Annotated in this window: 6 protein-coding genes; all 6 read right to left on the reverse strand. The window is 71.4% G+C overall.

The window, feature by feature from the left end; translation table 11 throughout:
• Positions 1–120: 120 nt before the first annotated feature.
• The 6 genes from ACLJO0_RS11995 to ACLJO0_RS12020 all read right to left on the reverse strand — a co-directional run bounded on the left by ACLJO0_RS11995 (position 121) and on the right by ACLJO0_RS12020 (position 17510).
• Positions 121–1062 carry a TauD/TfdA family dioxygenase gene (locus ACLJO0_RS11995; protein ID WP_410578343.1) on the reverse strand — a complete coding sequence of 314 codons (942 nt, stop codon included), beginning with the start codon at positions 1060–1062 and terminating at the stop codon, positions 121–123.
• Positions 1059–2336, reverse strand: coding sequence for an ATP-grasp domain-containing protein (locus tag ACLJO0_RS12000; protein ID WP_410578344.1), 1278 nt, complete (start codon positions 2334–2336; stop codon positions 1059–1061). The genes ACLJO0_RS11995 and ACLJO0_RS12000 overlap by 4 nt, the downstream gene beginning before the upstream one ends.
• The gene (locus ACLJO0_RS12005) at positions 2333–3604 is read right to left on the reverse strand and encodes an ATP-grasp domain-containing protein (RefSeq protein ID WP_410578346.1); all 1272 of its coding nucleotides are present in this window, start codon (positions 3602–3604) and stop codon (positions 2333–2335) included. Before ACLJO0_RS12005 ends, ACLJO0_RS12000 begins: the two co-directional genes overlap by 4 nt.
• A complete protein-coding gene (locus ACLJO0_RS12010; RefSeq protein WP_410578348.1) occupies positions 3601–9030 on the reverse strand; it encodes an amino acid adenylation domain-containing protein in 5430 nt (1809 codons plus the stop codon). Before ACLJO0_RS12010 ends, ACLJO0_RS12005 begins: the two co-directional genes overlap by 4 nt.
• Entirely contained in the window at positions 9027–12062 is a 3036-nt protein-coding gene (locus ACLJO0_RS12015) for a non-ribosomal peptide synthetase (protein ID WP_410578350.1), read from the reverse strand. Before ACLJO0_RS12015 ends, ACLJO0_RS12010 begins: the two co-directional genes overlap by 4 nt.
• A 141-nt stretch (positions 12063–12203) precedes the next feature.
• The gene (locus ACLJO0_RS12020; RefSeq protein ID WP_410578351.1) at positions 12204–17510 is read right to left on the reverse strand and encodes an SDR family NAD(P)-dependent oxidoreductase; all 5307 of its coding nucleotides are present in this window, start codon (positions 17508–17510) and stop codon (positions 12204–12206) included.
• Positions 17511–17522: the final 12 nt, after the last annotated feature.

Genomic DNA, 17522 nt, shown 5'->3' on the forward strand with positions numbered 1-17522 from the left:
ACAGGCGCTCGTAAACGTGGCGCGTCCGGCGAACGCGCCTACGGGGTGGTCGTGAGTGGCGATTCGGGTAAGAACACGATTCGCCACTCACGACCCTGACCGAAAATCCAGACAGCCGGGTCAGGTCATCGCGACCAGGGTCCGCCGCTTCCCCGTGAACGGTTCGCGCCCGTGCGCCATCAGCATGTTGTTGATCACCATGATGTCGCCCGGCTGCCACGGGAACGCGTAGCTGACCTCGTCGTAGGTTGCCTTGATCGTGGCCAGGTCCGCCTGCGGGATCGGCGAGCCGTCGGCGAAGAACGCGTGGCGGGGCAGGTCCTCTTCGGGGTACAGCTCCAGCAGCGCCTCGCTGACCTCCTCCCCCAGGCTCGAGACGTGGAACAGGTTGGCCTGGTTGAACCACACCGTCGCGCCGGTATGCGGTTCCTCCACAAAGGACGGACGCACGTGCCGCGTGCGCAGGCCCTCGTCGGTCCACTCGTACGTCTGCCCGTTGCCGGTGCAGTAGTCCTCCACCGCCTGGCGGTCGTCGGTCTGGAACGCCTCCTGCCAGGTCAGCCCGAGGCCTTCACGGAACGCCCGTGCGTAGGTGACGCCGCCCGCGAACCGCTCGCGCAGGTCCGCCGGCAGCAGGCGGTACATCGCGCGGCTGTCGGCGATCGGTGTCGCGCCACCGGTTTCGGCCGCCGTGTCGCACAGGAAGAACAGGCGGGCGGGCCAGTGCGCCGAGTACGAGTTCTCGTTGTGCATCGGGATCGACTCGGCCGCCGGGTACTCCGTCGAGGTGTAGATGTTGCCCGAGACCGCCGATCGCGGCGTCGACCGTTCCGTGTAGGTCAGCAGCGAGCCGCCGATCTCCTCGGTGACCTGGTTGAACACCGCCAGATCGGCGGGCATCCCGCGCAGCAGGATCGCGCCGTGCTCGCGCAGCCGGTCTTGCAGCGCTTCGCGGTGTGCGCGCACCCAGTCCAGGCCCGTGGCCGCGTACACCGTGAGCTTCGTGTGTTCGTTGCCCTCGACGTAATGGGCGCTGTCGAGGTTCGCCGCGAGTTCGGTCATGAGCCCTCCAGTTCGAATCGGATCAGTTTGGCGGCCTCGGCGTGCAGCGCGGCGAGGTCTTCGGTGTCGGCGAACCCCGCGGCGAGCACGTTCACCGCGTAGATCTCCTGGTCGTCGGTGAGCAGCTGGCCGGGACGCACGATCGTGACGACCTCCAGGACCTCGGGCAGGTCGGCGACCTCGTCGGTGCCCTCGACGCGGACCAGCCGCCCGGTGCCCTCGGCGTAGAAGATCAGGTAGCCCACCGGCACCGGCAGGCCCACACCGCGCGTGGGCGGTGGCGTGCCCAGTGCCAGCGACACGGCCTCGGCGATGACGTCGATGCCGGTCGCGAGCTTGAGCAGCACCGGCTGGGCGCCGCCTGCCGGGCGGCCCGCGTTCACCTCGACGATCGTCGCGCCCAGCTCGGCGTCGTCGATCAGTTCCAGATGCGCGCAGGTGTTGTCCAGGCCCAGTGCGAGCGCGGCGGCCGTCACGGCCGCGAACAGCCGTTCGGTGTCCTCTTCGGACAGTTCGAGCGGCGGGCAGACCATGCCCAGCTCGAATTTGCGCTCGTCGATCAGCGGCTTCTCCACCACGGCCACCGGTTCCGCGACACCGTCGCGCACGAGGACGTCGACCGCGTACTCCGGGCCGCGCAGCAGCCCTTCCACGAGGAACACCTTCACCGGGTCGATCGGCGACGGTCCGCCACCGACGAGCCGGTGGTACCGGGCGTCCTCCGACAGCGGCAACCGCTCGGCCAACAGCCGGTACGCCGCCGCCAGTTCGTCCACTGTGGACACCGTGCGCACGAGGTTGCTCGCGGCGCCGTTCACCGGCTTGATGATCGCCGGGAGCCCGACTGCGGAAGCCACCGACGCCGCCTCGGCAGCCGACGAGATCAGCGCACAGCGCGGACCCGGCAACCCGGCCGCGGCCAGCACCTGCCGGACCGCGAACTTGTTGTGCGTCATGGTGAACACCGACGCCGGGCAGTGCGCGACGCCGAGCAGCTCGGCCGCGCGGGCGACGCTGGCGATGATCCCCTCGGCGGCGGTCACCAACCCGGCCGGACGCGCGGTCCGCGCCCGGATCGACTCGGCCACCGCTTCTGCGTCACGGACGTCGTCGACGAAAACGAAGCCGTCCACCAGTTCCGTCAGCTGTGCCTGCTCGGCCGGTTCCAGGGGCTGGGTCACCAGCTCGGCCCCCAGCCCGGCCGCGCGCACGGCGGCCACGACGTCGGCGATCCACTGCCCGGCGGTTTCCCGGACCACGAACGCGGTGTTCACACGTCCTCCAGTTCCAGCCGGACGAGCTTGCTCGCCTCCGCGTGCAGGGCGGCGAGGTCGTCGTGATCGGCGAACCCGGCAACGACGAGGTTGACCGCGTAGATCTCCTGTTCGTCGGTGAGCACCTGCCCCGGCGAGACGGTGGTGACGACGTCGATCACCTCGGGCAGCTCGGCGATCTCGTCGAGTCCTCCGATACCGGTCAACCGGCCCGAACCGGTCGCGTAGAGGATCAGCATGCCCAGCGGGATCGGCAGTTTCGCGGGTTCCCGCACCGGCGGCGGAGCGCCCACCGCGAGCGCCGCGAGCTCGGCGAACACGTCGATGCCGGTGCGCAGCTTCGCCAGCAGCGGCATGATCGACCCGGCAGGCCTGCCCGCGTTGACCTCGACGATCGTCGGACCGCGGTCGGCGTCGTCGATCAGCTCGACGTGGGCGCACGTGTTGTCGAGACCCAGCGCGCGGACGGCGGCGACGGCCGCCGCGGTGACCAGCTCGGCCCGGTCTGCGGTGAGCCCGGCGGGCGGGCACGACAGCGCCAGCTCGAACTTCCGCTCGTCGATCAGCGGCTTGTCGAGGATTTCGACCGGCTCGGCCACCCCGTCGCGGATCAGCACGTCCACCGCGTACTCCGGGCCGGACAGCAATCCTTCGACAAGGAACATCGTCGAAGGGTCGAGTGTCCCCAGTGGACGGTGATAACGCGGATCCGCGGACTCGGGCAGGCGCGCGGCCAGCAGCTCGTAAGCGGCCGCCAGTTCGTCCACAGTGGACACAGTGCGGACGAGGTTGCTGCCCGCACCGTTGACCGGTTTGACGATCGCCGGGAGCCCGACCGCCGAAGCGACCGGCGCCGCCTCGGCGGCCGACGAGATCAGGGCGTGAGCGGGTCCGGGTAACCCGGCCGCGGCGAGGGCCTCGCGGACGGCGAACTTGTTCGCGCACAAGGCGAACACCGACGCCGGGCAGCGTGCCACCCCGAGCAGCTCCGCCACGCGGGCAGTGCTCGCGATGGCGCCGTCCGAGCCGGTGAAGATACCGGCCAACGCACCACCGTCGACTTCGCGGACCTTCGCCGAGACGGCTTCCGGATCGTGGACGTCTTCGAGAGCGAAGACATCGTCCACCACGTCGTCCAGCGCGGCCCGCTCGGCCTCGTCCATCGGCGGTGCCAGCAGCACCACACGGTGTCCGGCCGCCCGCATCGCAGGCGCGACCTCGCCGACCCAGTGCCCGCGGGCCTCCCTGATCAGCACTGCCGTACTCATGCGGCTTCCTTCCCCGCGAGCTTGCGCTCCCGTTCCTGCGCCCCCACCAGATCGTCGGGCAGCGAATCGGGCACCTCGGTGTCGAAGCGACGCAGCCGCCGCATCGAGAACCCGCCCACGTTGATCAGCAACAGGAGCAGCGCGAAGACGACATAGGCGAGCCCGATGCCCCGCGTCTCCCCTGTGCCGAGCACGGCGCCGACCGACCCGGTCAGCGCGCCGCCGGGCGCCAGCAGCGGCGAGAACCAGCCGACGGCCAGCGGTGCCAGCACGGCGAACCCGATCGGCAGCGTCGACCAGGTGATCGTCTGGTTGATCGCGAACACCCGGCCGTGGAACCGCTGTGGCACCTTGACCTGCACCAGCGTCGCGTAGATGCCCTGCGACACGGACATCGCGGCGGCCAGGAGGAACACCCCGGCCGCGACGACGATCAGCGACGGCCGTAGGCCCATCACCAGGCTGCCGAGCGCGATGCCGATGTTGCCCACGAGCACGCCGACCATCCGCCGGTGCCGCGGGCCACCCCACAGTGCCATCCCGATCCCGCCCGCCACCGCGCCGACGGCCTCGGCGAGCGCCACCTGTGCGACGTCGGTGACCGAGCCGAACGACAGCACGAGCGGCGAGACCAGCACCAGCGCGGGTGCGAGGAAGACGTTCGCCAGCGCGAAGTACAGCAGCATCGTGCGGAAGCCGCGGTGGTTCCACGAGTACCGAAGTCCGCCGGCGATCGCCGTCAGCAGCGGTTCACGCGGGCGCCAGCCCATCATGTCCGGGAACCGCACCAGCAGCAGGCCCACGATCGCGAACGCGTAGCTCGCCATGTCCAGGATGAGGATGCCGGACAGCTGGATCGTCGCCAGCAGCCCGGCCGCGAGCACCGGCATCAGCAGCTGGGCGAAACCGGTGGACAGCTGCGCGAGACCCATCGCGTGCCCGAGGTACTGCTTCGGCACCAGCTGCGCCACGGACGACTGATAGGCGATGCGCTGGAACGAAGCGGCCACCGACCCGAGCGGGATCAGCACGTAGAACAACCACAGCTGGACGTGCCCGGTGATCAGCAGCAACGCCAATATCAGCTGGATCCCGCCGGCGGCGCTGCTGGCCGCGATCATGATCCGCCGCCGGTCGCCGCGGTCGACCAGTGCGCCGGCCACCGGCAGGACGAGCACGCCGAACAGCAGCGCGAGCGCCCACAGCAGGCCGAGGTCGGCGACCGAACCCGTGCGGGTGTAGAGCCAGATCGGCACCGCGAACGACGTCAGCGCCGAGCCGGTCGAGGACACCAGCTGCCCGATCGTGATCGTGACGAACCGGGCCATACTCGGCCGCACCGCGGGTTTTTCGTCCACTTCCGCCCGATGGGTCTCGTGCACCGCCCAGGCCGCGTCTTCGCCGCGGGCCCGGACGTCGAGCTCGCCGGGATCGTCCAGCGCCGGATGCACGCGCGTGACGATCTCCGCGAGTTCGTCGGCCCGGTAGCGCAGGAAGAAGTGCCCCGCCCGGTCGAGCACCACGAGCGCGGTGGTGTCGGTGAGGAACTCCCATTCCCGGTACCGCTCGGCGTAGTAGTCGGTGACCGGGTCCTCGGAGCCGACCACCGACACGATCGGCGCGCGCAACTTGGCCACGCGGGCGTCGAGCAGGCCGCTGAAGTACTCCTCGGCGGCGCGGCTGTCGGCGCGCATGTTCGTGATGATCCGGTCGGCCTGCGCCGGGTCGAGGTCGTCGGTGTCGACGCCCATGCCCTTGAGCCAGTTCGAGTAGTACCGGTTGCTGCGCAGCTTCTCGAGCCGGGTGCGCAGCGTGCCCACCGGCCCCTTCATGCGGGCGAACGGGAAGATCGCGCCGATGTAGACGACTTCCAGCTCCCGGCCGCGTTCTTCGAGCAGCCGGGCGACGGCGACGGCGAGTGCGTTGCCGACACCGCAGTGGCCGTAGATGGCCAGCGGGCCGTCGACGCGGTCGAGGATCTCGTCGGCCAGCCGCTCGACGAGGTCGTCGAAGGGCACGGCCTCTTCGGACAGTCCGACATCGTGGCCGGGGATGGCGACCGAGTAGAGCGAGTAGCCCTCCGGGAGCGCGTCTGCCAACGGCTGGTAGACGATCGCGCTGCCGCCGCCGTAAGGGAAACAGACGTAAGTCAGCGTCCGTTGCTTGGTCGGCTTGGTCAGCTCGTACAGCAGATGCCGCGGCCTGTCGGTGGCGTCACCGTCCATGAAGGACGCCAGCTCGCGGATCGTCCGGTGCTGGAACAGATCCATGACGCCGACCTGGCCGGCGCCCGCCTTGCCGATCCGCGCCACCACCTGGGTGGCCAGCATCGAGTGGCCGCCGAGGTCGAAGAAGTCGTCGTCGACGCCCAGTTCGTCCACCTTGAGCACGTCCCGCCAGATTTCGGCCAGCAGGACCTCGACCGGGTTCGACGGCGCGACCAGCTCCTTGGTCGCGTCACGGGACGCGACCGGAGCGGGCAGCGCCTTGCGGTCGAGCTTGCCGTTCGGGGTGAGCGGAAGCTCGTCGAGCGCGACGAACGACGGCGGGACCATGTAGTCCGGGAGGCTCTGCTTGAGCGCCGTCCGCAGCGCGCCGGGCTCGGCGTCGCCGACGACGTACCCGACCAGCCGCTTGTCCCCCGGCGTGTCCTCGCGGACGATCACGGCGGCGTCACGCACACCCGGCTGGGCACGCAGGGTCGTCTCGATCTCCCCCAGCTCGATGCGGAGGCCGCGCAACTTGACCTGGTGATCGATCCGGCCGAGGAACGCGATCGTCCCGTCCGGGCGCCAGTGCGCGAGGTCGCCGGTGCGGTACATCCGTCCACTGTGGAACGGATCGGGCACGAACCGCTCAGCCGTCAGCTCCGGGCGGTCGTGGTACCCGAGGGCGAGGCCGACACCGGCGATGTGCAGTTCGCCGGGCACGCCGACCGGGCAGGGCCGCCCGGCGGGATCGAGCACGTAGATCCGGATGTTCTGGATCGGCGCCCCGATCGGCACCGACGCGACCTCGGCGAGCGCGGCGGGCGTGCAGTGCCACGAGGTGACGTCGATGGCGGCTTCGGTCGGGCCGTAGAGGTTGTGCAGCTCGCAGTCCGGCAGCCGCCGGACGAACTCGCGGGCGGCGTCGAGCGGCAGTTCCTCGCCGCTGCACACGACCCGCCGCAGCGCCGTGCAGGTCTCGACACCTTGCTCGGCAAGGAAAAGCGTGAGCATCGACGGCACGAAGTGCGCGGTGGTGATGCCTTCGGACGCGAGCAGCTCACGCAGGTACGCGGCGTCCTTGTGGCCACCGGGTTCGGCGAGCACGAGCCGCGCGCCGGTGATCAGCGGCCAGAAGAACTCCCAGACCGACACGTCGAAGCCGGCCGGGGTCTTCTGCAGCACCGAATCGGTGCCGTCGAGGCGGTACGCGCGCTGCATCCAGTCGAGCCGGTTGACGATGCCGCGGTGACCGTTGGGCACCCCTTTCGGCTGGCCGGTCGAGCCCGAGGTGTAGATGACGTACGCCGGGTCGTCCGGTCCGGCTAGCGGCTCGGGTGGGCCTGCCGTCTCGGGGAGGCCGGCGGGGTCGTCTACGACAACAACAGTCGCGTCACCCGGCGGCAGCGTTTCGCGCAACGCCGCCTGCGTCACCACGACGGGTGCGGCCGCGTCCCGCAGCATGAACGCCAGCCGGTCGGCCGGGTACTCCGGGTCGAGCGGGACGTACGCGCCACCGGCTTTCAGCACGCCGAGGAGCGCGACGACCAGCTCGAACGACCGCTCCGCGAACACACCGGTGAGCACACCCGGTCCGACGCCGAGGCCACGAAGCCGGTGCGCGAGCCGGTTGGCCCGATCGTCCAGCTCGCGGTAGGTCAGCGACGCGCCGCGGAAGGTCACCGCGGGCGCGTCCGGCGTCCGGGCGGCCTGCTCCTCGACGAGCGCGTGCAGCGTGGTCTGCGGGAACTCGGCCGTCGTGGCGTTCCAGTGTTCCAGGACGAGTTCCCGCTGCCCGGCGTCGAGGATGTCCAATTCGGACAGTCTCCGGTCCGGGTCGGCGACGATCGAGCGCAGCAGCGTGACCAGCCGCCCGGCCATCCCGGCGACCGTGTCCGCGGTGAACAACGCGGTGTTGTGCACGAACTTGCCGATCAGCCCGCGTTCGACCTCGATCGCGTGGAACTCGAAGTCGAACCGGGTCGCGGGCAGGTCCATCGGCAGCCAGCGGAAGTCCACATCGGACTGTCCGGCCGCGCCCATCCGGCCCATTTCGTAGTTCTGCAGCACGAACATCGCCTGGAACACCGGCGAACGGCTGACGTCACGGGGCACGCCGAGCGCGTTCACCAGCCGCTCGAACGGGACGTCGGCGTGGTCGAACGCGTCCAGCACGTGCCGCCGGGTGCGTTCGAGCAGCTCGGCGAACGACGGGTCGTCCGCGAGCTGGGCACGCAGGGGCAGCATGTTGATGAACATGCCCGCCACGCCCTCCAGCTCGGGCAGGCCTCGCCCGGCCGACGACGAGCCGATCGCGAAATCCTCCTGGCCCGAGTACCGTGCCAGCAGCACCTGGTAGGCGGCAAGCAGGGTCATGAAGAGCGTGACGCCGTGCCCGCGGCTCAGCTCGCCGAGGGCGCCGGCGAGCTCACGCTCGACGAAGAACTCGTGGATCGCGCCGTCGAAGCTCTGCTTGGCGGGCCGGGGCCGGTCGGTGGGCAGCTCCAGTGGCTCGACCCCGGTGAGCTGCGCCTTCCAGTGCTCCAGCTGCCGGTCGAGTTCACCACCGGTGAGCGTGCGGCGCTGCCAATGCGCGAAGTCGCCGTACCCGATGCTCAGCGCGGGCAGCTCGGCCGTGCCGCCGGTGCTCAGGGCGTGGTACTGCGCGGCGAGGTCACGCAGCAGCAGGTCGACCGACCAGCCGTCGCCCACGATGTGGTGCGTGCACAGAACCAGCAGGTGCTCCTCGTCGGACACCCTGGCCAGGGTCGCCCGCAGCAGCGGGCCCGTGGCCAGGTCGAACGTCTCGGCCGCGGCGGCGTCGACCGCGGCACGGGCCGCTTTCTCGCTTCCGGCGTCCACAATGGACAGTCCTACAGTGACCGATGGTTCGATGTGGACGGTCGGCTGACCGTCTTCCCCCGCCGGGAAACGCATCCGCAGCGCCTCATGCCGCGTGGGCAGGGTGTCCAAAGCGGACTGGAGCGCCGTGACGTCGAGCCTGCCGGTCAGCCGGATCGGCACCGGGATGTGGTACGACCCGGTGCCCGGCGCGAACTGCTCCATGAACCAGACGCGTTCCTGCTGATAGGACAGCGGGACGACGGCGTCGGCGGGGCGCGGCGTGATGGTCGCGGCCCGTTCCGTGCGCCGTCGCAGCCGCTGTTCGAGCAGGGCTCGGCGTGCGGCCGCGCTACTGGTTTCGTCGATCGCGGTCATGAGAGCTCGCCTTCGGCCAGCTGACGCTGGACCTCTTCGTCGCTGAGCTGGTCGAGGTCTTCGGCGAGCCGCCGCTCGATCTCGGCGGCGAGCCCGGCGACGGTGGTGAGGGAGAACAGCCCCCGCACCGGGATGTCGACTTCGACCTGTTTACGGATCCGGGACATAGCGCGGATCGCCAGCAGTGAGTTGCCACCGCGGGCGAAGAAGTCGTCGTGCGCGCCGAGGTCGTCGATGCCGAGCAGCTCGCCGAGCACGTCGGCCACGAGTTCTTCGGCCGCGGTCCGGGGTGCGACGTACGCCGGCGCCTCGCCGGGTTCGGGATCCGGCAGCGCGGCCCGGTCGAGCTTGCCGCTGGCCGCCATCGGCAGCGCGTCGAGCGTCACGAACCGGGTCGGCACCAGGTAGTCCGGCAACGTCTTCCGCAGGGCGTCGGCCGCCCCCTCGGCGCTGCCGACGACATAGCCGACGAGCGTGTCGCCGCGGACCGCCACGGCCGCGTCCCGCACCTCCGGCAGCTCGCGCAGCGCCGCTTCGACCTCGCCGGGCTCGATGCGGTAGCCGCGCAGCTTCACCTGCTCGTCGACGCGGCCGAGGTAGTCGAGCGTGCCGTCGCGGCGCCAGCGGGCGAGGTCGCCGGTGGCGTACATCCGGCCGTACGGACCTTCGGTGAACTTTTCGGCGGTCAGATCCGGCAACCCGAGGTAGCCGCGGGCAAGCTGCGACCCGGCGACGTACAGCCCGCCCGGGACGCCCGGCGGCACCGGCTGCCGCCGCTCGTCGAGGACGTACACGCGGGTGCCGGGCACCGGGCGGCCGATCCGGACCGGTCCGGACGGCAGCTCGTCCCCGGGTTCGGTCCGGTGCACGACGCAGCCGACCGTGGCCTCGGTCGGGCCGTACTCGTTGACGACGAGCGTGCCGGGGTGCCGCTCCCGCCACGGCTGAACGGCCTCGGCGGTCAGTGCTTCCCCACCGAGCACCAGCTCACCCGTCGGGAACAGCTCCTCGGCGAGGACGGCGAGGTGCGTCGGGGTTGCCTTGACGAACGTCGGGCGGCCGCCGTCGACCACCGCTCCCCCGGCGGTGAGGGTCCCGAGCAGCGTCGTCACGGTGAGGTCGAACGACGCCGACGTGTGCAGCAACGCCCGTCCGGCCAGGCCGGGGTACGCCTCACGCGCCCAGGCCAGGTACGTGTCGACCGCCCGGTGCTCGACCTCGACGCCCTTGGGCCTCCCGGTCGAGCCGGACGTGTAGATCACATAGGCGACGTCGCCCGGCCCTGCCGCCGGTTCCGGATCCTCGGTAGCCGCGGCCGACCACTCGGCCGGGTCGTCCAGCGCCAGCGTCTTGGTGTCCAAAGTGGACTCCCCCGTGACCAGCGCGAACGGGACACCCGCGTCGGCGAGGATCAGCGCCTGCCGAGGGGCCGGGTTGTCCGGGTCGAGCGGGACGTAGGCCGCGCCGCTCTTCAACACCCCGAGCACGCCGGTCAGCAGGTCCGCCGAGTTCGGCACGCACACGCCGACGACGGTGCCGGGACCGGCACCCAGCTCGCGCAGCCGGTGTGCGACGCGGTTGGCTCGCGCGTTCAACTCCGCGTACGTCAGGCGAACTCCGCCGAAGTCGACGGCAGGAGCGTCCGGAGTCCGCCGTGCCTGGTCCTCGAACCGGGCGTGCACAGTGTCCGAAGTGGACATTACGGGCGCCGGGTTCCACCCGGTCAGGACCAGCTCACGCTCGGCGTCCGACAGCAGCGGCAGGTCCGCGACGGACCGAGCCGGATCGGCCAGCGCCGCGGTCAGCAGCCGCAGGTACCGCTCGGCCACCGCTTCGGCGGTCTCGCGGTCGAACAGGTCGGTGCGGTAGACGAGCCTGCCGTCGACGGCGGTCAGGTCGATCGCGATGTCGTCCTTCGCGGTGGCCGAGCGGACCGGCTCCAGCCCCGAATCGGGCAGGAAGTTGAACCCGAGCTGATACACCGGCTGCACACCGGGATCGCGCTCGGCCACGGCCGCCTCGGCGACCGCCTGGAACGGCACCTGGCTGTGGTCGATCGCCTCCAGCAGCGTGGTCCGGACCCGGCCGACCAGCTCGGTGAACGCGGGTGCGCCCGAGCAGTCGACCCGCACGGCCATCTGGTTGACGAACATGCCGATCAGGTCGGCGAGCTCGGGCAGGTCGCGGCCGGCGACCGGGACACCGACGACGACGTCGTCCACTCTGGACAGTCGCGACAGGAGTGCCGCGTAACCGGCCAGCAGCACCATGAACGGCGACGCCGAGAGCTCCCGGCCCAGCTCGCCGACCCGGTCGATCAGTCCGTCCGGGAGGGCGAAGTGCACCTGGTCACCGGCGAACGTCAGCTCCGACGGCCGCGGCCGGTCGGTGGGCAGGCCGTGCACCGGCGGCAGCCCGGCGAGTTGTGTCCGCCAGTAGTCCAGCTGTTCACTGGAGGTTTCGAGCTGCCCGCGCTGCCAGGCCGAGTAGTCCGGATACTGGATGGACAACTCGGGCAGCTTCGGCTCGCGGCCCTCGAACACTGCGTCGCACGCCTCGCCGAGCTCGGACCCCAGCACCAGCACCGAGGCGGCGTCGAACACGGTGTGGTGCACGACGAACGTGAGCACCCACTCGTCGTCGGCCGTACGGCACACCTGGGCCCGCCACGGCGGCGGCGAGTCGAGCGGGATGGCCTCGCGCGAAACATCACCGACGAGTTCGGCGAGCCGGTCACCGCGGGCGTCGGCGGGCAGGTCCCGCAGGTCGTGCACCTCGGGCTCGATCGGCACCTCGGCGTGCACCACCTGCACGAGCGCGCCGCCGTCCATGCGGAACGAAGTGCGCAGTGCCTCGTGCCGCCCGACGATGACGCCGAGCGCGGTACGCCACTGCGCCGCGGTCAGCGGGCGGCCCAGCCGGGCCTGGCAGTGCAGGTTGTACACCGGGGACGCCGGGTCGAGCTGGCCGGACAGCCAGATCCGCTCCTGCCCGAACGAGGCCGGGAACGTCCATTCCTTCGTGTCGCTCATGATTTCCTGTTCTGAGTGTCTGTTGGCGGACTCAAGACCGGTCGGGTCTCGGCTGCCAGTGGCGAGCATGTCGCGAAAGCCACTTTCGGGACGCCAGATGTCGCGAAGGTGGCTTTCGCGACATGCGGTTTCCGGACCGGGTCACCGCTCGAGCTTCGGGATGGTGGTCCTGGCGGATTCGGCCGGCGCCTCGGCCTTGTCGGCGCGCAGCTCCTCGATCCGCTCGACCAGAGTGGCCACTGTGGACGCTTCGAACAGCGTCTTCATCGCCAGCCGCGTGCCGGTGGCCTTGCGCACCTGGGCGATGAGCTGGATGGCGACCAGCGAGTTGCCGCCGAGGGCGAAGAAGTCGTCGTGGATGCCGATCTTCTCCACGCCGAGCAGCTCGGTCCACTGGCGGGCGATCTCGGCCTCCAGGTCGGTGCGCGGGGCGACGTAGTCGTCCTCCGACACCTTCACCGATGCTTCGTCGGGTTCGTCCAGCTCCTCGACGCTGACCTGGTGCTCGATCAGCTCCCGCACCGGCAGGGTGGTGATCACCACCTGCCCGCCGAGACCGGGGGCCAGCGCCCGGACGAACGCCTCGGCGCCGTCCACCGGCCGGATCCCGGTCGACGTCTTGTCCATAGTGGACACGGCGGGCTGAGAAGTCAGGCCGCCACCGACGGCGTCCTGATCCACCTGGCGCAGCACGAAGTCCTCGATCGTGACGAGCACGCGGCCGGTGTCGTCGCACAGCGAAAGGTCGGCCGCCACCACCTGGTCGCCGCCGGAGTCGCGGTAGCGCAGGTGGCTGCGGAAACTCGCCGGGAGCGCGTCGTGCACGACGATCCGGCCGTAGCTCATCGGCAGGTAGGTGCCACTCCCCCGGCCACGACCGAACGCGGTCGCGACGTCCAGCAGTGCCGGGTGCAGCCCCCACGCGCCGACGTCACCCGCCGCCGCGTCGGGAGCCGTGATCGTGGCCAGCTCCTCCTGTGCGCCGATGCGGTGTTCGCGCAGTGCCGCCCAGCGCGGGCCGAAGGTGACCATGCTGGTGCGGCCGGTGCCGAAGCCGTTCCCGTCGTCGATCGGCTCGGTCCGCCCGGTGATCGCCTCGATGTCCACAGTGGACGTCGCTTCGGCCGCGATCCATCCGGCGGATCCGCGCACGTGGGTCCGGCTCGCGCCGGCGACGTGGCTGGTCACGGTGAAGTCGTCGCCGTCGAACTCCACGCGGTACTCCGCGGTGGCGCCGTCCGGGACGCCGAACGGCTCCAGGAACGCGACATCCCGCAGCTCGACGACGTGCCCGTCACCGGGCTTCGGCAGCGCCGCGGCCACCGCCGCGCGAACGGTCTCCAGGTGTCCCGTGCCCGGTACCACCGGCACCCCGGCGATCCGGTGCTCGTCGAGCAGCCAGTGCGTGGCCGCCGAGACGAGCCCGTGCGCGCCGTCCTCGGTGCGCGTGGTGAGCACGGGGTGCTCGATCGGGCCGAGTGCCCGCGACCGGGCGGTGCGAATCGTGGTCGGCGCGGCCACCTCCGCCGCCATGCCGACCTCGTCCCAGCCACCCCAGGCATGCGAGACGAGCCGCGCGCGCCAGCCGTGGTTTCCCCGCGCGTAGGCGTCGAGGAAGTTGTTGGCGGCGCAGTAATCGACCTGTCCGATGCCGCCCGCCACCGCGGTGATCGACGAGCACAGCGCGACGAAGTCCATCGGCAGGTCGGCGAACGCCTCGGCCAGAGCCAGCGTCCCGGCGATCTTCGGGGCCAGCACGGCCTCGGCCGCTGCCCGCTCCTTCACCTCGGCGACGCCGCCGCCGGGCAGTCCGGCGGCGTGCACGATCCCGTCGAGGCCGCCGAACTCGCGCTCGGCCAGCTCACGGACCTCGCGCAGGCGCGCCGCGTCGGTGACGTCGGCGGCGGCGACGTGGACCACCGCGCCCGCGGCCTCCATCCGCCGCACGGCGAGCATCGTGCGCCCGGCGCGGTCGGTGCCGCCGTGCGCGGCGAGGTGCGCGTCCCACTCCGCCCGCGGCGGCAGCCCGGCGCGGGAGAGGAGCACGAGCTTCGCCCGCACCCGGCGGGCGAGGTCCTCGGCGAGCGTGATGCCGATGCCGCCGGTCCCGCCCGTGATCAGGTACCGGCCGCGGTCCCGCAGCACCGGTTCGGTGCTCGCGGGCAGTTCGAGCTGGGTGTAGTCCAGCACCCAGCGACGGCCGGAACGCAGCGCGACCTCGGCAGCCGCGTCGGCCGGGCGGAACAGCTCGGCGACGGCGTCCATGACGTCGATGACGTCGATCCGGCGCACCACCGTGCCCGCGACCTCCAGCGGCACCACCCGGGCGATTCCGGCGAGGGTCGCGTGCTCCGGGCGGGTCAGGTCGGTCCCGGTGACGTCGGCGGTTCCGGTGCTCACCACGTCGATCCGCACCGGCTCGCCCCACGCCTGAACGAGGTTGAGCAGGCTGAAGAACCCGTGGTCCTGTGCGGCCATGCCGCGCTCTTCCCCGGCCAGCGTCCAGGCGTGCACGACCCGTTCGGGGCGGGTAGGCAGCGCGGCCACGAGCGCGTCGTAGTCCTCGCGCACCCCGGGCCGGACGGTGAACCCGTTCTCCGTCGCGGCGAACCCGTCACCGGGGCGCACCTCGGTGACCGTCACCCCCGCGTCGCGCAGCAGGCCGGGCAGGACGTCGTCGGCGGCGAAGACGAGCGCGTTCGCGAAGGCCTCGCGTCTCAGGTCCGGTTCCGCCTGCCGCCACGCCGGGACCGCGAACCACTCGGACAGGGGCAGCGGACCGGTCCGCCGCGCGGGCTGGGCGGCCGTGATCGGATCCGGATCGACCCAGTACCGCTTGCGCGCGTACGGGTAGCCGGGCAGCGGTACCCGGTGGCCGAACGTCCGCGGCTGGAGAGAAGCCCCGTTCGTCCACAAGAGACCGGCCGCGCCGTACAGGGTTTCGACGTCGCCGATCCGCTCGGTACGGCCCGGCAGGCTCGGCTGCGGCGCGGGCATGCCCTTCGGCACCTGGCCGCGGGCCAGTCCGGACAGCTGATGTCCCGGGCCGCATTCGACGAGCGCCCAGCGGCCGCCGCGGGCGAACAGATTCTTGACGCAGTCGCCGAACCGGACGGCCTGACGGAGGTGAGAAGCCCAGTAGGCGGGATCAGTGGCTTGGGCGTCGGTGATCCAGTCGCCGGTGACGTTCGACAGGAACGGCAGCGCCGGCGCCGTGCGAGTGACGGCGGCGACGGCCTCGGTGAAGTCGGCGAGGACCGGATCCATCATCGGCGAGTGGAACGCGTGCGAGGTCACCAGTTCGCGGCACTGCACGCCGCTGGCCTTGAGCGTCGCCGCGAAATCCGCGACCGCGTCCGACGGCCCGGCCACGACGCACGTGCCGGGCCCGTTCACCCCGGCGACCGCGAGGGTGCCCGGCAGCCGCGTGGCGACGCTCTCCTCGTCGAGCTGGACGGCCAGCATCGCCCCGGCGGGCATCGACTGCATCAAGCGGCCGCGCGTGGCGACGAGGCTCAGCGCGTCCGGCAGAGTGAAGACCCCGGCGACGGTGGCGGCGACGTACTCGCCGACCGAGTGACCGATCATCGCCGCGGGCCGCACGCCCCAGCTTTGCCATAGTTTCGCCAACGCGTACTCGACGACGAACAGCGCGGGCTGGGTCACGCGGGTTTCCCGCAGTGCCTGTTCGCCACCGGGCCGGAAGATCAGGTCGCGCAGCTCCGGCAGCTCGGATTCGAGCAGCCGCAGGCACTCGTCGACGGCCGCGGCGAACACCGGCTCGGCCTCGTACAGCTCCGCGCCCATCCCGGCGTACTGGGAACCCTGGCCAGGGAACAAGAACGCCACGTTCGTCTCCCCGGCCTGTGCGGACACGAGGCGCCGGGGGTCCCGCAGCCCGTCGACCGCGTCCTCCGGGTCACGGGCGACGACGACCGCGCGGTGCGGGTACTCGGTGCGCCCGGCGGCCAGGGTGTGGGCCACGTCGGCGAGGTCGAGGTCGACGTCCCCGGCCAGCCGTTCGGCCAGCCGGTCGACCGCGGCCGAGAGCGCTTCCGCGGTGTTGGCCGACACCCGCAGCAGATGCGCCGGGTGCGGTGTCCGGGACCGCTCGAGGACCGGCGCCTCCTCCAGCACGACGTGCGCGTTGGTGCCGCCGACGCCGAACGAGCTGACGCCCGCCCGCCGCGGTGCCGGGCCCGCCTCCCACTTCGTCACCTCGCGCGCCGGGTAGAACGGGCTCGCCGGGAAGTCGATACCCGGGTTGGGCTCGTGGTAGTTGATGGTCGGCGGGATCAGCCCGTGTTCCATGACGAGCACGGCCTTGATCAACGAGACCACGCCCGCCGCCTGCGACAGGTGGCCGATGTTGGACTTCACCGAGCCGATCGCGCACCAGCCGGTGTCCGCGGCCCCGTTTCCGTACACAGTGGACAGTGCGGTGATCTCCATCGGGTCGCCCAGCGCGGTGCCGGTGCCGTGCGCCTCGACGTAGCCGATGGTGCGCGGGTCGACACCGGCCATGCCGACGGCCTGCGCGACCGCCTCCGTCTGCCCGGACACGCTGGGCGCGGAGAAGCCGACCTTGGTGGCGCCGTCGTTGTTGATCGCGTTGCCCAGCACGACACCCCGGATGTGGTCGCCGTCCTCGATCGCCTGCGACAGCCGCTTCACCAGCACGACCCCGGCGCCGCTGCTCCAGACCGTGCCGTTGGCGTCGGCGTCGAACGCGCGCACGTGGCCGTCCGGCGAGGTGAAGCCGTCGACGCCCATGTAGCCGATGCCGTGCGGCATCTCCAGGTTGACCCCGCCCGCCAGCGCCATGTCGCACTCGCCGTTGCGCAGCGCCTCGCAGGCGAGGTGCACCGCGACCAAGGACGTCGAGCAGGCGGTGAACACCGCGAGGCTCGGCCCGCGCAGGTTGAGCTTGTACGACACCGACGTCGTCAGGTAACTCGGCTGGTTGCCGGTCGAGATGCCGATGCCGCCGTGCTGCGAGGCCATGATCCGCTCGTTGCGCAGCAGGTTCTCCGTCAGGTAGCCGGTGCCCCCGGACCCGCCGTAGACGCCGATCGCGCCACTGAAGCGGGCCGGGTCGTAGCCCGCGTCGGTCAGCGCGGCGTGGCACGACTGGAGGAACAGCCGGTGCTGCGGGTCGGTGATCTCGGCCTCGCGGCTGGTCATGCCGAACAGCTCGGCGTCGAACTCGTCGAAGCCGTCGACCACGGCGGTGGCGTTCACCCAGCTCGGATCGTCCACAGTGGCCGGTTCGGCGCCGCGGGCGATCATCTCCTCGCGGGTGGCGGGCACGATCGATTCGACGCCGTCGACGAGGTTGCGCCAGAACTGCCGCGCGTCACGCGCGCCGGGAACGCGAATGTCGAGTCCGACGATCGCGATCGGTTCGGCTCCGGGATCGCCGGTGCCGATTTCGGGAAGGTGGGTCACGGTGGTGCTCCT

This window comes from Amycolatopsis sp. lyj-108, assembly GCF_046549005.1.
Taxonomy (GTDB): Bacteria; Actinomycetota; Actinomycetes; order Mycobacteriales; family Pseudonocardiaceae; genus Amycolatopsis.

What these genes read in the sequence shown, in the direction of transcription:
- ACLJO0_RS11995 (WP_410578343.1), bottom strand. Translation starts at nt 1,062, where the DNA reads ATGACCGAACTCGCGGCGAACCTCGACAGCGCCCATTACGTCGAGGGC.
- ACLJO0_RS12010 (WP_410578348.1), bottom strand. Translation starts at nt 9,030, where the DNA reads ATGACCGCGATCGACGAAACCAGTAGCGCGGCCGCACGCCGAGCCCTG.
- ACLJO0_RS12005 (WP_410578346.1), bottom strand. Translation starts at nt 3,604, where the DNA reads ATGAGTACGGCAGTGCTGATCAGGGAGGCCCGCGGGCACTGGGTCGGC.
- ACLJO0_RS12015 (WP_410578350.1), bottom strand. Translation starts at nt 12,062, where the DNA reads ATGAGCGACACGAAGGAATGGACGTTCCCGGCCTCGTTCGGGCAGGAG.